Source organism: Streptomyces rishiriensis, assembly GCF_030815485.1.
GTDB classification, from domain to species: Bacteria; Actinomycetota; Actinomycetes; order Streptomycetales; family Streptomycetaceae; genus Streptomyces; species Streptomyces rishiriensis_A.
Genome location: NZ_JAUSWV010000002.1, coordinates 3774038 through 3788443, shown reverse-complemented (window position 1 = coordinate 3788443; position 14406 = coordinate 3774038). Strand labels below are relative to the sequence as shown.

The 14406-nt window shown below is 72.4% G+C and carries 12 protein-coding genes; 10 read left to right on the top strand and 2 right to left on the bottom strand.

The annotated features are described in order from the left end of the window. The first annotated feature begins 66 nt into the window (after positions 1-66). From QF030_RS19240 to QF030_RS19215, 6 genes are all read left to right on the top strand, one after another. Positions 67-1329 (top strand): amidohydrolase family protein, encoded by a 1263-nt coding sequence (locus QF030_RS19240; RefSeq protein WP_307163911.1) that lies wholly within the window; start codon positions 67-69, stop codon positions 1327-1329. Further along, positions 1326-2249 carry an LLM class F420-dependent oxidoreductase gene (locus tag QF030_RS19235; protein ID WP_307163910.1) on the top strand — a complete coding sequence of 308 codons (924 nt, stop codon included), beginning with the start codon at positions 1326-1328 and terminating at the stop codon, positions 2247-2249. Before QF030_RS19240 ends, QF030_RS19235 begins: the two co-directional genes overlap by 4 nt. Before the next feature lie 75 nt (positions 2250-2324). After that, entirely contained in the window at positions 2325-3095 is a 771-nt protein-coding gene (locus QF030_RS19230; protein ID WP_307163908.1) for an SDR family NAD(P)-dependent oxidoreductase, read from the top strand. 112 nt (positions 3096-3207) lie between these two features. Beyond that, entirely contained in the window at positions 3208-4326 is a 1119-nt protein-coding gene (locus QF030_RS19225) for an LLM class flavin-dependent oxidoreductase (RefSeq protein WP_373428782.1), read from the top strand. A gap of 174 nt (positions 4327-4500) precedes the next feature. Then, on the top strand, positions 4501-6231 hold the full coding sequence (locus QF030_RS19220; RefSeq protein ID WP_307163907.1) for an N-acyl-D-amino-acid deacylase family protein: 1731 nt from the start codon (positions 4501-4503) through the stop codon (positions 6229-6231). Next, on the top strand, positions 6228-7706 hold the full coding sequence (locus QF030_RS19215) for an aldehyde dehydrogenase family protein (RefSeq protein ID WP_307163906.1): 1479 nt from the start codon (positions 6228-6230) through the stop codon (positions 7704-7706). Before QF030_RS19220 ends, QF030_RS19215 begins: the two co-directional genes overlap by 4 nt. A gap of 142 nt (positions 7707-7848) precedes the next feature. On the opposite strand, the gene QF030_RS19210 is transcribed toward QF030_RS19215, so the two are convergent. Further along, positions 7849-8244, bottom strand: a complete 396-nt coding sequence (locus tag QF030_RS19210) for a nitroreductase/quinone reductase family protein (protein ID WP_307163905.1) — start codon at positions 8242-8244, stop codon at positions 7849-7851. A gap of 81 nt (positions 8245-8325) precedes the next feature. On the opposite strand from QF030_RS19210, the gene QF030_RS19205 reads away from it, so the two are divergent. The 4 genes from QF030_RS19205 (at position 8326) to QF030_RS19190 (ending at position 13849) form a co-directional block, all read left to right on the top strand. Then, complete coding sequence (locus QF030_RS19205; protein ID WP_307163904.1) at positions 8326-9168, top strand: endonuclease/exonuclease/phosphatase family protein; 843 nt, start codon at positions 8326-8328, stop codon at positions 9166-9168. A gap of 257 nt (positions 9169-9425) precedes the next feature. Continuing rightward, positions 9426-10271, top strand: coding sequence for a TIGR03619 family F420-dependent LLM class oxidoreductase (locus QF030_RS19200; protein ID WP_307163903.1), 846 nt, complete (start codon positions 9426-9428; stop codon positions 10269-10271). 256 nt (positions 10272-10527) lie between these two features. Next, positions 10528-13131, top strand: coding sequence for a bifunctional FO biosynthesis protein CofGH (locus tag QF030_RS19195; RefSeq protein WP_307163902.1), 2604 nt, complete (start codon positions 10528-10530; stop codon positions 13129-13131). A gap of 130 nt (positions 13132-13261) precedes the next feature. Next, on the top strand, positions 13262-13849 hold the full coding sequence (locus QF030_RS19190; RefSeq protein ID WP_307163901.1) for a hypothetical protein: 588 nt from the start codon (positions 13262-13264) through the stop codon (positions 13847-13849). A 19-nt stretch (positions 13850-13868) separates the two neighbouring features. On the opposite strand, the gene QF030_RS19185 is transcribed toward QF030_RS19190, so the two are convergent. Further along, the gene (locus tag QF030_RS19185) at positions 13869-14396 is read right to left on the bottom strand and encodes a DUF2165 domain-containing protein (protein ID WP_307163900.1); all 528 of its coding nucleotides are present in this window, start codon (positions 14394-14396) and stop codon (positions 13869-13871) included. Positions 14397-14406 lie beyond the last annotated feature (10 nt).

The following is a 14406-nucleotide window of genomic DNA, read 5'->3' as shown; positions in this document are numbered from 1 at the left end:
GGACCCGATCCGCCCGGCTCCCGCCCGCTAGCTGACGATCCGTCAGATCGGCGCTACCGTGCCCCCATGGAGAACGCACTGGAGAACGCATCGCAGACCGCGAAGGCCACGGAGAACCTCCCGCTGATCATCTCCGTGGACGACCACACCGTGGAGCCGGCCACCGTCTGGCAGGACCGCCTCCCGAAGAAGTACCTGGACACCGGACCCCGTGTCGTGCGGGCCCCGCTGAAGGAGATGACCTTCCTCGGCGGCCGCTTCAAGCCCGTCATGGGCGAGCCCGGCGACGACGGCCCGATCGGCGACTGGTGGGTCTACGAGGACCTGCGCCGCCCCCTGACCCGCCTGGACACCGCCGTCGGCTTCAGCCGGGACGAGATCAAGCTGGAGGTCATCACCTACGAGCAGATGCGCCCCGGCTCCTACGACGTCCCGTCCCGCCTCGCCGACATGGACGTCAACCACGTCCAGTCGGCCGTCTGCTTCCCGACCTTCCCCCGCTTCTGCGGCCAGACCTTCACCGAGGCCGCCGACCGCGAACTGGGGCTGCTGTGCGTGCGCGCCTACAACGACTGGACGGTGGAGGAGTGGTGCGGCCCGCAGGCGCGGGGCCGGCTGATCCCGCTCGCCCTCATCCCGCTCTGGGACGCCGAACTGGCGGCGGCGGAGGTCCGGCGCAACGCCGCCCGCGGGGTCCGCGCGGTCGCCTTCTCCGAGATACCCCCGCACCTCGGCCTGCCCTCCGTCCACACCGACTACTGGGACCCCTTCCTCGCCGCCTGCGACGAGACCGGCACGGTCGTGGCCATGCACATCGGCTCCTCCAGCCGGATGCCCTCCACCTCCGCCGACGCCCCGCCCGCCGTCGGCTCCACGATCACCTTCGCCAACTGCTGCTTCTCCATGGTCGACTGGCTGATGAGCGGCAAGTTCGAGCGCTTCCCGAACCTGAAGGTGATGTACGCGGAGGGGCAGATCGGCTGGATCCCCTACATCCTGGAGCGCGCCGACGTGGTGTGGGAGGAGAACCGGGGGTGGGGCGGGGTCGCGGACAAGGTCCACCGTCCCCCGTCCGAACTGTTCGCCGACCACGTCTACGGCTGCTTCTTCGACGACGCCTTCGGCCTCAGGAACCTCGACTCCATCGGCGTCGGCAACGTCCTGTACGAGACGGACTACCCGCACTCCGACTCCACCTGGCCGAAGTCGCGCGAGGTCGGCGAGGCGCAGATGGGCCACCTGGCGCCGGACGTGGTCGAGCGGATCGTACGGGGCAACGCGATCGGGCTGCTGGGGCTGACTCCGGACGGCCTGTGGAGCCCGCGGTGAGCCTCGGCTACGGCATCCAGCTCCCGGTCCAGTCCCAGTCCACGCTCTACGCGGAGCCCTGGGAGGCGGACGCGGGCCCCGCCGACCTGGTCGAGGTCGCCCGCGCCGCCGACCGCGCCGGATTCGCCTATGTCGCCGCCTGCGACCACGTGGCGATCCCGCACCGGCTGGCCGGGGCCATGAGCACGGTCTGGTACGACCCCGTGGCCACCCTCGCCCACCTGGCCGCCGTGACCGTTCGCGTCCGGCTGCTCGCGCACGTAGCCGTCGTCGGCCTGCGGCACCCCCTGCTCACCGCCAAGCAGTACGCGACCCTCGACCACCTCAGCGGCGGCCGGCTGATCCTCGGCGTCGGCGCCGGTCACGTACGGGAGGAGTTCGAGGTGCTGGGGGTGGACTTCGAGCGGCGGGGCGCCGTGCTCGACGAGACGATCGACGCGCTGCGCGCCGCGCTCGGTCCTGACGAGTTCCCCTCCCACCACGGCAAGTCCTTCGACTTCGAGGGGCTCGGGCAGCGGCCCCGGCCGGCCCAGGCGCGGGTGCCCCTCTGGGTCGGCGGATCCTCTCCGGCCGCGGTCCGCCGGGCCGCCCTCAAGGGGGACGGCTGGCTGCCCCAGGGCGACCCGAGGGAGCGGCTGCCCGCGCAGATCGAGACCCTGCGGCGGCTGCGGGGGGACGGCGCGCCGCTCACCGTCGGGGCCATCACCGAGCCGCTGTACGTCGGCGCCCCCGGCTGGGAGGTGGGCCGCCGCACCCTCACCGGGCCGCCCGGGGCCCTCGCCGAGTCGCTGCGGGCCTACGGCGCGATGGGCGTGCACCAGATCCAGGTGCGCTTCCGCTGCCGCGGCCGCACCGAACTCGTCGACCAGATCGACCGGTTCGGAGCCGAGGTGGGGCCCCTGCTCGACGGCGCTTCCTGAATCGGCGCACGCATCTGACGGTTCGTCAGCTATGGCGATACGATGCCGAGCTCCACCGATGCGAAGGGAGCCGGCATGGGCAAGCTCGACGGACGGGTGGTCCTCGTCACCGGATCGGCGCGCGGCCAGGGCGAGCAGGAGGCGCGGCTGTTCCGGGAGGAGGGCGCCGAGGTGGTCGTCGCCGACGTGCTCGACGAGCAGGGCCGGGCACTCGCCGAGGAGATCGGCGCGCTGTACGTCCATCTCGACGTGGGGGTGGAGGAGGAGTGGGTCGCGGCGGTGCGGGAGGCCAAGCGGGCGTACGGCCGTCTCGACGGGCTCGTCAACAACGCCGGCATCCTGCGTTTCAACGCTCTCGTCGACACCCCCCTCGACGAGTTCATGCAGGTCGTACGGGTCAACCAGGTCGGCTGCTTCCTGGGGATCCGGACCGCCGCGCCGGAGCTGTCCGACGGCGGCACCATCGTCAACACCGCCTCCTACACCGGGCTCACCGGTATGGCGGCGGTCGGGGCCTACGCGGCGACCAAACACGCCGTACTCGGCCTCACCCGGGTCGCCGCCCTGGAGCTGGCGCCCCGCCGTATCAGGGTCAACGCGGTCTGCCCCGGAGCCGTCGACACCGCGATGTCCAATCCGTCCCGGCTGGAGCCGGACGCCGACGCCGAGGAGACGACGCGTGCCCTCGACTCCCTCTACCGCAAGCTCGTGCCCCTGGGGCGGATCGGCCGAGCGGACGAGGTGGCCCGGCTCGCCCTCTTCCTCACCTCGGACGACTCCTCGTACATCACCGGGCAGCCGTTCGTGATCGACGGGGGCTGGCTGGCGGGCGTCTCGGTCATCTGACCGTTCGTCAGCTATTGACCATCCCGGTGCCCGGTGCCACAGTCGGCGGCATCCGCTGAATCTGACGAACCGTCAGTTAGTCACGACCCAGGAACCGGGACGGTGAACCTCCGTGGAATTCGGGCTCTTTGTACAGGGATACGTGGGCAAGCGCGCCGAGACCGATCCGCTCGCCGAGCACAAGGCACTGATGGAGGAGACCGAGTACGTCATCCAGGCGGACAAATCCGGCTTCAAGTACGCCTGGGCGTCCGAGCACCACTTCCTGGAGGAGTACTCGCACCTCTCCGCCAACGACGTCTTCCTCGGCTACCTCGCCCACGCGACCGAACGCATCCACCTCGGCTCGGGCATCTTCAACCCGCTCGCCCAGGTCAACCACCCGGTGAAGGTCGCCGAGAAGGTCGCCATGCTCGACCATCTCACCGGCAACCGCTTCGAGTTCGGCAGCGGGCGCGGCGCCGGCTCGCACGAGATCCTCGGCTTCCTCCCCGGCATCACCGACATGAACTTCACGAAGGAGATCTGGGAGGAGACGATCGCCGAGTTCCCGAAGATGTGGCTCCAGGACGAGTACGTCGGCTTCCAGGGCAAGCACTGGCAGCTGCCGCCGCGCAAGATCCTGCCGAAGCCGTACGGGAAGTCCCACCCGGCGATGTGGTACGCGGCCGGGTCGCCGCCCTCGTACGCGATGGCCGCCCGCAAGGGCCTCGGAGTGCTCGGCTTCAGCATCCAGAAGGTCTCCGACATGGAGTGGGTGCTGGAGCAGTACAAGACGGCGGTGGTCGACGCCGAGCCGATCGGCGACTTCGTCAACGACAACGTGATGGTGACGACGACGGCGATCTGCGCGCCGACGCACGACGAGGCGATCCGGATCGCCGTCGAGGGCGGGCTGCACTATCTGCCCTCGCTGGTGTTCCGCTACCACGACACCTTCCCGCGGCCCGAGGGTTTCCCGGTCTGGCCCGAGACGCTGCCCGAGTACAACGCCGAGTTCGTCGAACTCCTCGTCGAGGAGGAACTGCTGATCTGCGGCGACCCGGACGAGGTGCTGCGGCAGTGCAAGCGGTGGGAGCAGGCGGGGGCGGACCAGCTGTCCTTCGGGCTGCCGGTCGGCGTGCCCAAGGAGGAGACGCTGCAGACGATCCGGCTGATCGGGGAGCAGGTCATTCCGAAGATCGACACGGATCCCGTGCACCGGACGACGCGGTTCCGCCAGGGCGCGTAGTCGCTGTCGCGGACCGTGCGGGCGCGTGGTCGCTGTCGCGGGTCGCGGACTTCACGGGCGCGTGGTCGCCGTCGGGGTCCGGGGCGTCCGGCGGCTGCGGCGCCGTCGTGGCAGGTCGCGCAGGTCCCCGCGCCCCTGAGTAGGCATGCCTCACGCATCCCGAGGAGTCACCCCATGCTTGATCACGTCATCGAAGGAGCGACCGTCGTCGACGGGACCGGCGCGCCCGCCCAGGTCGCCGACGTCGGGATACGGGACGGACGGATAGCCGTCGTCGGCACCGTCACCGAGGAGACGCGGACGTCCGAGGACGCGCACGGCCTCGTCCTCGCTCCCGGGTTCGTCGATCCGCACACGCACTACGACGCCCAGCTCTTCTGGGACCCGTACGCCACCCCGTCCCTGAACCACGGGGTGACCACGGTCGCGGCCGGGAACTGCGGGTTCACGCTCGCGCCGCTGAACCCGGACCGTCCTGAGGACGCCGACTACACCCGTCGGATGATGTCCAAGGTGGAGGGCATGTCCCTCGTCGCGCTGGAGGAGGGCGCGCCCTGGAGCTGGCACGGCTTCGGCGAGTACCTGGACGCGCTGGAGGGGCGGATCGCCGTCAACGCCGGGTTCATGGTGGGCCACTGCGCGCTGCGCCGGTACGTGATGGGCGCGGACGCGGTGGGCGGGCAGCCGAGCGAGGAGCAACTGGCCGACATTGTCCGGCTGCTGCACGAGGCCATGGACGCGGGGGCGTGGGGCTTCTCCACCACGCAGTCCTCGACCCACTCCGACGGGGACGGACAGCCGGTCGCCTCCCGGCACGCCCGCCCGGAGGAGCTGCTCGCGCTGTCCCGGGCCGTCGGCGAGCACGAGGGCACCCAGATCGAGGCGATCGTGGCGGGCTGCCTCGACCAGTTCAGCGACGCCGAGATCGATCTGTTCGTGGAGATGAGCGCGGCCGCCGGACGCCCCCTGAACTGGAACGTCCTCACCGTCGACGCGGCCGTTCCGGAGCGCGTGCCCCGGCAGCTCATGGCGAGCGAACGGGCGCGGAAGGCCGGCGGCCGCATCGTCGCGCTGACCATGCCGATCCTCACCCCGATGAACATGTCCCTCGGCACGTTCTGCGCGCTGAACCTGATCCCGGGCTGGGGGCCGGTCCTCGGCCTCCCGGTCCCGGAGCGGATCGAACGGCTGCGGGACCCGGAGGTCCGGGCGGAGCTGCTGAAGCGGGCGAACTCCAAGGAGGCGGGCGTCTTCCGGCGGCTGACGAACTTCGGGCGCTACGTCATCGGCGACACCTACAGCGCCGCCAACGAGGGCCTCACCGGGCGCGTGGTGCGCGACATCGCCGCCGAACGCGGCCTGGACCCCTTCGCCTGTCTGGTCGAGATCTGCGCGGCCGACGAGCTGCGTACGGTCCTGTGGCCCATGCCGACGGACAACGACCCGGACTCCTGGGCCCTGCGGGCGGACACCTGGAGTCACGAGGACGTCCTGCTCGGCGGCTCCGACGCGGGCGCGCACCTGGACCGGATGTGCGGGGCGCCCTACACCACGCGCTTCCTCGGCGACTGTCTGCGCGGCCGGAAGCTGGCGGGCCTGGAGCAGGCGGTGAAGATGCTGACGGACGACCCGGCGCGGCTGTTCGGCCTCCGGGAGCGGGGCCGGATCCAGCAGGGCTGGCATGCGGACCTGGTCCTGTTCGACCCGGAGCGGATCGACGCGGGCAAGGCCACCCTGGTGCACGACCTGCCGGGCGACAGTCCGCGGCTGGACTCGAAGGCGATCGGCGTACGGGCGGTCTGGGTCAACGGAGTGGCGGCCATCCGGGACGACGTGGTGACGGGCGCCGTCCCGGGCCGGGTGCTGCGCTCGGGGCGGGACACCAGGACGGTGAGCACCAGGTGACCGACGGGAGCGCCGGCGCCGGAGGCGCCGGCGGGCAGCGGCTGTTCGTCGGCGGTGCCTGGGTGGAGCCCGACCGCGGGCACTACGAGGTCGTCGACCCGGCGACCGAGGGAACCGTCGGCTGGGCTCCGGAGGCCTCCCGGGAGCAGGTGCGCGCTGCCTGCGCGGCGGCCCGGGAGGCCTTCGGTCCCTGGTCGCGCACCCCGCCGGAGGAACGGGCGGCGACCCTGGCCCGGGCGGCCGACATCATGCGCGCCCGGCTGCTGCCGTACGCCGAGCTGGCCCAGGCGGAGACCGGCGCCACGACCGGCACCGCGCGCGGGATGCAGGTCGGGGTGGGCGTGGCCCGCTTCCGGCGCTACGCGCGCGTGGAGCCCGCCGAATGGCCGATCCCGCCGCAGGTCAACGAGGCCGGCCCGATGGGGAGCGCGGGGGTGATGGGCGCGGTCGCCGTACGGCAGCCGGTCGGCGTCGTCACCTGCGTCACCTCCTACAACAACCCGTGGGCGAACCCGGCCGGAAAGGTCGCCCCCGCACTCGCCATGGGCAACACGGTGGTCGTGAAACCGGCCCCGCAGGACCCCCTGTCCGTCTACCGGATGGCGGAGGCGCTGGAGGCGGCGGGCGTGCCGCGCGGGGTGGTGAACGTCGTCTCCGGCCGAGCCGTGGAGATCGGCGAGACGGCGGTGTCGTCGCCGGACGTCGACATGGTGAGCTTCACCGGCTCGACGGCGGTCGGGCAGCGCATCGCCGAGGTGTGCGGCCGGGACATGCGACGCCAGCTGATGGAACTGGGCGGGAAGGGCGCGGCGGTCGTCCTCGACGACGCGGACCTCGCCTCGGCGGTGGCCGGCATCGCCACCACCTTCTCCTTCTACAGCGGCCAGATCTGCACCGCCCCCACACGGGTGCTGGCGCAGCGCGGGGTGTACGAGCAGCTGGTGGAGCGACTGGCGGCCTGTGCGGTCCGGTTGAAGGTGGGCGATCCCCGGGCGCAGGACACGGTGGTCGGTCCGGTGATCTCGGCCGCCCACCGGGACCGGGTGGAGTCGTACGTCGAACTCGGCCGCAAGGAAGGGGCGTCGGTCGTCGCGGGCGGCGAACGCCCGCCCCTGGAGCGGGGCTTCTTCGTCGCCCCCACCCTCCTCGCCGACTGCACCAACGACATGCGGGTGGCGCGGGAGGAGATCTTCGGCCCGGTGGTGACGGTCATCCCCTTCGACGAGGAGGAAGAGGGGATCGCGCTGGCCAACGACAGCGACTACGGCCTGATCGACTACGTCTGGTCGGCGGACGTGGCCCGGGCCTTCCGGGTGGCCCGCCGGCTCCGGGCGGGCGGCGTCGGCATCAACACCGTGGGCCGCAACATGGAGGCGCCGTTCGGCGGGTTCAAACGCAGCGGAGTCGGGCGGGACGTCGGCTCGTACGCGCTGCACGCCTACAGCGAGGTGCAGTCGATCGTCTGGCCCGGGTGAGAACGCCCGACGACCACCCGTCACGGGCCGGGAACGGCACATAGGCCGCCACGTCGTCCGACAGGCTCATCGGCATGCCGACCGTCGTGCGGACCGGCATGTCGAACGTCGTGCCGTCATCATGCGGGAGGCATGGCGGCTCTCAGCTCGACAGATCCACCCGCACCGTGAGCAGGCCGGTCCCCAGGGCCCGGACGGCCGCGCTGTTGCCCCGGGGCAGGGTGCGCAGCCGGGCCACCGGGTCGTCGTCGGGGAGCAGCCGGGCGGTGCCCGCGTGCCACCGCCCGCCGATCCGCACCCGGACCCGCGGATCGGCCTGGATGTTGCGGACGTACTGCGACCGTTCGCCGAACTCCGAGACCAGCCAGAAGACGTCACCGACCCGGCGGCCGCCGAGCGGGGTGCGCCGGGGCAGACCGGAGACCCGGCCGGTGGTCTCCAGCAGCGTGTGGAACGGCAGCCGGCGCATCAGCGGATTGGCGACGTACCGCTGGAGTGCCGTGGTCGCGCGGAATCGGAGGTCGCTGGAACGGGCCATGATCCGGGGGCTCCTTCACGCACGGGATTGTTGCTTCAATGGTCCCCGACGCCGTCGGCGTGTCGAGAGCGGGGGCAGCACATGCGCGTCATGACCTGGAACCTGTGGTGGCGCTTCGGCCCTTGGCGGGAACGCCAGAAGGCGGTCCTGGCCGTCCTGCGCGAACTGGACCCCGACGTGGTCGGCCTCCAGGAGGTGTGGGCGGCCGGTGGCGAGAACCTCGCCGAGTGGCTGGCCGACGAACTCGGCCTGCACTGCACCTGGGCGCCGTCACCGGCCCCCGAACGCTGGCGGAAGCGGATCGACGACCCCGACGCCGGCTCGGTCGACATCGGCAACGCGGTGCTGAGCCGCTGGCCGGTGGTGGAGCGGGAGACGCTGCTGCTGCCCGCGCCCCCCGACCTGGCCGACGGCCGCGCGGCCCTCTACGCGCGCGTGGCCGCCCCCTCCTTCGACATCCCCTTCTTCACCGCCCACCTCACCTCGGCCGGGCACGCCTCGGCGGTGCGCCGCGCCCAGGTCACCGCCCTCGCGGAACTCGTCGCCCGGCACCGCGGCGGCACGCCCTTCCCGCCCGTCGTCACCGGCGACTTCAACGCCCGGCCGGACTCCGACGAGGTGCGCCTCTTCGGCGGCACGAGGACCGGGCCGGCCGTGCCCGGCCAGATCCTCCACGACGCCTGGGACTACGCCGACCCGGCCGCCCCCGCCGCCACCTGGACCCCCGAGAACCCCTACGCGGCCCGTCTGCTGGAACCCGCCGTCCGCATCGACTACATCCACGTGGGCCCGCCCGGCCCGCTGGGCGAGGGCCACGTCCGGCACGTCCGCCGGGCGGGCCACGGGCCCGTGGACGGAGTCTGGCCCTCCGACCACGCGGCGGTGGTCGCGGACCTGGCGGGGGAGGAGACGGCGATCACCTAGGCCGTCACCGTCGTGCCGGGCCGTTTCCGCCTCGAACGCGCGGGCGACCGCGAGGCGTCCTCGTACACGTGGTGCCGGGTGACCAGGCCGCCCCCGACCGTGGGGTACGACCATCGCGACCGGCGGGGTCGCCGCGGGCGCGTTCCGAGGCGGATGCCGACCAGTCGGTATGGACAGGCGTCCGTTCCGCCGGTAGAGATGAGAAGGTCACCCGCGACGACGCCGTCGAAAGAGCCGTACGCAGCGAAAGGGCCGCCATGCGCATCGCCGTCACGATCTTCCTCACCGACGAGACGATCACCCCCGTCCGCCTCGCCCGTGAGCTGGAGCAGCGCGGCTTCGCCGGGCTCTACCTGCCCGAGCACACGCACATCCCGGTCGAACGCACCAGCCCCTACCCGGCGGGTGGCGACCTCCCCCGCGAGTACGGCCGCACCCTCGACCCCTTCGTCGCCCTCGGCCAGGCGGCGGCGGTGACCGAGACGCTGGGCCTCGGCACCGGCATCACGCTCGTCGCCCAGCACGATCCGATCGACCTCGCAAAGCAGATCGCCACCGTCGACCACCTGTCGGGCGGCCGCCTCACCCTCGGACTCGGCTACGGCTGGAACGTGGAGGAGGCCGCGGACCACGGCGTCGAGTGGCGCACCCGCCGCGAGCTGGTCCGGGACCGGATGCGGCTGATGCAGGCCCTGTGGGCGGAGGAACCGACGGCGTACCAGGGCGAGTACGGCGGGGTCCGTGCCAGCACCGCGTATCCCAAGCCCGTACAGAAGCCGCGCGGGCCGGTCGTCGGCCCCCGCACCCTCGTCGGCGGCGCCGCCGGGCCGAAGCTGTTCTCGCACATCGGCGAGTACGCCGACGGCTGGCTGCCGATCGGCGGCCGGGGCCTGTCCGAGGCGCTCCCCGTGCTGCGCTCGGCGTGGGCGGACGCCGGCCGCGAGCCGGACGCCCTCCAGGTGGTGCCGTACGCCGTCCACCCGTCCCCCGGCAAGCTCGCGTACTACGCCGGGCTGGGCATCGAGGAGGTCGTGGTCCAACTGCCCCCGGTGGGCGAGGCGGAGGCGCTGCGCGCACTGGACGAGTTCGCGCCGTACCTCTAGGACCCGCTGTCCGCCGACGGGGGAGGCCGGGCGGCCACAGCTCGTCCCCGGCGGGCCGGCCGTCGCCCTGCCGCCGACCCGGGTCGACGGCGCGGGGCGTGGTCATGCGGCGACCGCAGGCCGGCCGGCGCGGGGCGTCGCTGCGGCTGCGTACGGCGGAACGGGGGTCCGGGCCGGGACCGCGCTCGCGCCGACGGAGCCGTCCCGGGAACCGCTCCCGCCCCAGGCTCGGAAAACGTGATCGTATGCTCGGAGGATGACGACTTCCGCGACCTCCGGAACCGGCCCCGGGCCGACCCCCGGCCCCACCGAGAACTCCATGCGTCGCGCTCTCAAACGGGCTCGTGACGGTGTCGCCCTGGACGTCGGCGAGGCGGCGGTGCTGCTCCAGGCGCGCGGGGCGGCGCTGGCGGATCTGACCGCCTCGGCCGCGCGGGTACGGGACGCCGGTCTGGAGGCGGCGGGCCGCCCCGGGGTCATCACGTACTCGAAGAGCGTCTTCGTCCCGCTGACCCGGCTGTGCCGGGACAAGTGCCACTACTGCACCTTCGTCACCGTCCCGGGCAAACTCCGCCGCGCGGGACACGGGATGTTCATGTCCCCCGACGAGGTCCTCGACATCGCCCGGCGCGGGGCCGCCCTCGGCTGCAAGGAAGCCCTCATCACCCTCGGCGACAAGCCGGAGGACCGCTGGCCGGAGGCCAGGGAGTGGCTGGACGCGCACGGCTACGACGACACGATCGCCTACGTCCGCGCGATCTCGATCCGCATCCTGGAGGAGACGGGTCTGCTGCCGCACCTCAACCCGGGTGTGATGTCGTGGACCGACTTCCAGCGCCTGAAGCCGGTCGCGCCCAGCATGGGCATGATGCTGGAGACGACCGCCACCCGGCTGTGGTCCGAGCCCGGCGGCCCGCACCACGGGTCCCCGGACAAGGAGCCCGCCGTCCGGCTGCGCGTCCTGGAGGACGCCGGCCGCTCCTCCGTCCCCTTCACCTCCGGACTGCTGATCGGGATCGGCGAGACGTTCGAGGAGCGGGCGCAGTCGCTGTTCGCGCTCCGCAAGGTCTCCCGCGCCTACCACGGCGTCCAGGAGCTGATCATCCAGAACTTCCGCGCCAAGCCGGACACCGCGATGCGGGGTATGCCCGACGCGGAACTCGACGAGCTGGTCGCGACGGTGGCCGTCGCCCGGCACATCATGGGCCCGGCCGCGAACCTCCAGGCCCCGCCCAACCTCGTCGACAGCGAGTACGAGCGGTTGATCGGGGCGGGCATCGACGACTGGGGCGGCGTCTCCCCGCTCACCATCGACCACGTCAACCCCGAGCGTCCCTGGCCGCAGATCGAGGAACTCGCCGCGAAGTCCGCCGCCGTCGGGTTCGAGCTGCGCGAACGCCTCTGCGTCTACCCGGAGTTCGTGCGGCGCGGCGAGCCGTGGCTCGACCCGCGGCTGCTCCCGCACGTCCGCGCGCTGGCCGACCCGGAGACGGGACTGGCCGTGCCGGACGCGGTCGTCGAAGGCCGCCCCTGGCAGGAGCCGGAGGAGGTGTTCGTGCCGTCCGGCCGTACCGACCTGCACCGCACCATCGACACCGACGGCAGGACGTCGGACCGCCGCGACGACTTCGACGAGGTGTACGGCGACTGGGGCGCCCTGCGTGAGGCGGCCGCCCCCGGCATGGTCCCGGAGCGCATCGACACGGACGTACGCCAGGCCCTGGCGACGGCCGCCGACGACCCCACGAAACTCACCGACGACGAGGCCCTCGCGCTGCTCCACGCGGACGGCCCGGCCCTGGACGCCCTGACCCGCATCGCGGACGACGTGCGCCGCTCGACGGTCGGCGACGACGTCACGTACATCGTCACGCGGAACATCAACTTCACCAACGTCTGCTACACGGGCTGCCGTTTCTGCGCCTTCGCGCAGCGCCGCACCGACGCCGACGCGTACACCCTCTCCCTCGACCAGGTCGCCGACCGCGCCCAACAGGCCTGGGAGCTGGGCGCGGTGGAGGTGTGCATGCAGGGCGGCATCCATCCGGACCTGCCCGGCACCGCCTACTTCGACATCGCGAGGGCGGTGAAGGAGCGGGTCCCCGGCATGCACGTGCACGCCTTCTCGCCGATGGAGGTGGTCAACGGCGCGACCCGCACCGGGATGTCGATCCGTGACTGGCTGACGGCGGCGAAGGAGGCGGGTCTGGACTCCATCCCCGGCACGGCCGCGGAGATCCTGGACGACGAGGTCCGCTGGGTCCTGACCAAGGGCAAACTGCCGACGGCGACCTGGATCGAGGTCGTCACGACGGCGCACGAGGTCGGGATCCGGTCGTCCTCGACGATGATGTACGGCCATGTCGACCAGCCGAGGCACTGGCTGGGCCACCTGCGGACCCTGGCCGGCATCCAGCAACGCACCGGCGGCTTCACGGAGTTCGTCACCCTGCCGTTCATCCACACCAACGCGCCGGTGTACCTGGCGGGCATCTCCCGGCCCGGCCCGACCATGCGGGACAACCGCGCGGTGACGGCGATGGCCCGACTGCTCCTGCACCCGCACATCCCCAACATCCAGACCAGCTGGGTCAAGCTGGGCTCGGAGGGGGCGGCCGAGATGCTCCGCTCGGGCGCCAACGACCTCGGCGGCACCCTGATGGAGGAGACGATCTCGCGGATGGCGGGCTCGTCGTACGGCTCCTACAAGTCGGTCAAGGACCTGATCGCGGTCGCGGAAGCCGCCGGCCGCCCGGCGAAGCCCCGCACCACCTTGTACGGCGAGGTGCCCGAGGAGCGGCAGCGCGCGGCTTCGGCGTCGGACGGGCACCTGCCGGACCTGCTGCCGGTGCTGGACTGAGCCGGCCGCTCCGGACCACTCAGGGAGGACTCGGGGGCCGCTTCCGGGACTTCTCGGGGATCAGGGAGCGGGCCCCTCGCAGTACGATGATCGGGCCCCGACCGGAGGGGTCCCGTAGCTGAGGAGATGCGTGCCCGTGCCTGCCCGACGGCTTCCCTCCTGGGTCTGGGTCACCGGCCTGACGACCGGCGCGATCGCCGCGGTCGTCTTCCTGACGGCGCAGGCCGAACAGGGCCCGCACCCCACGGCCTCGGCGGCGAAACGGCCGAGCGCGTCGGCGTCGGCGGGCGCGCGGCCCTCGGCCTCGCCGAAGCCGCCGGCCACTCCCGAGGCGGCCGGGATTCCCGCCGGTTCGGGCACCGGGCGGCGGATCGTCTACTCACTGGGGCAGCACCGGGTCTGGCTGGTCGACGCGGACGACACGGCCCGCCGCACCTTCACGGTCTGGCCCGGCACGGTGGACCCGGCCGTCGGCAGCTTCACGGTCTCGCTCCGCAAGGACGCCACCACGGGCTCCGACGGCGTGGCGATCGAGCACATCGTCTACTTCTCCGCCACGTCGGGCGTCAACATCGCCTTCTCCAACGCCGTCGACGGCTCCTCTCCGCCCCCGGCCGCCGCCGGTACGCAGACCGGCGGCATCCGGATGGCCAAGGCGGACGGGACGGCGCTGTGGGCCTTCGGCGAGACGGGCACGAAGGTCAGGGTCGTCGACTAGGTCCCCGGAACCGCGGGCGTCACGCCCGGGAGTCGTCCGGCGCCTGTCCGGCCGGCAGGTGGTCGACGATCAGCACGACCCCGGCGAACAGGAACGCCCGGGTCGCCGCGTCGAGCCCGTTCCAGGTGTCCGACTGCCACATCGAGAACCACTCCCCGCCGATCGCGATGAACCCGGCGCCGAACAGCAGCATCACCATGACGAGCCCGTACGTGGACAGCGCCCGACCGCGTATGTGGTCCCGCCGCGCCCAGAACCACGTGCCGGCGGCCAGCACCACGCCCGCGACGGTCTCCCACACGATGATCGCGACGTAGGCGGTGTCCTGGAGCCCCTTGCTCGTCACCGCCCGCCACATCACGTCGTCGTCCTTGAACGTCGTGTCCATCGCCAGCACATGGCGTACGAACTGCTGGTTCGTGCCGAAGTCCGTGATGTTCCCGAAGGCGACGAGAAGCATGTAGAGCGCGACCGTCCCGGTGAGGAGGGTGGCGGCGAGCGGCAGCACGCGTGACGCGTGTGCGATACGTGTGGTGGGGGTGGTCATGCCGGTGTCC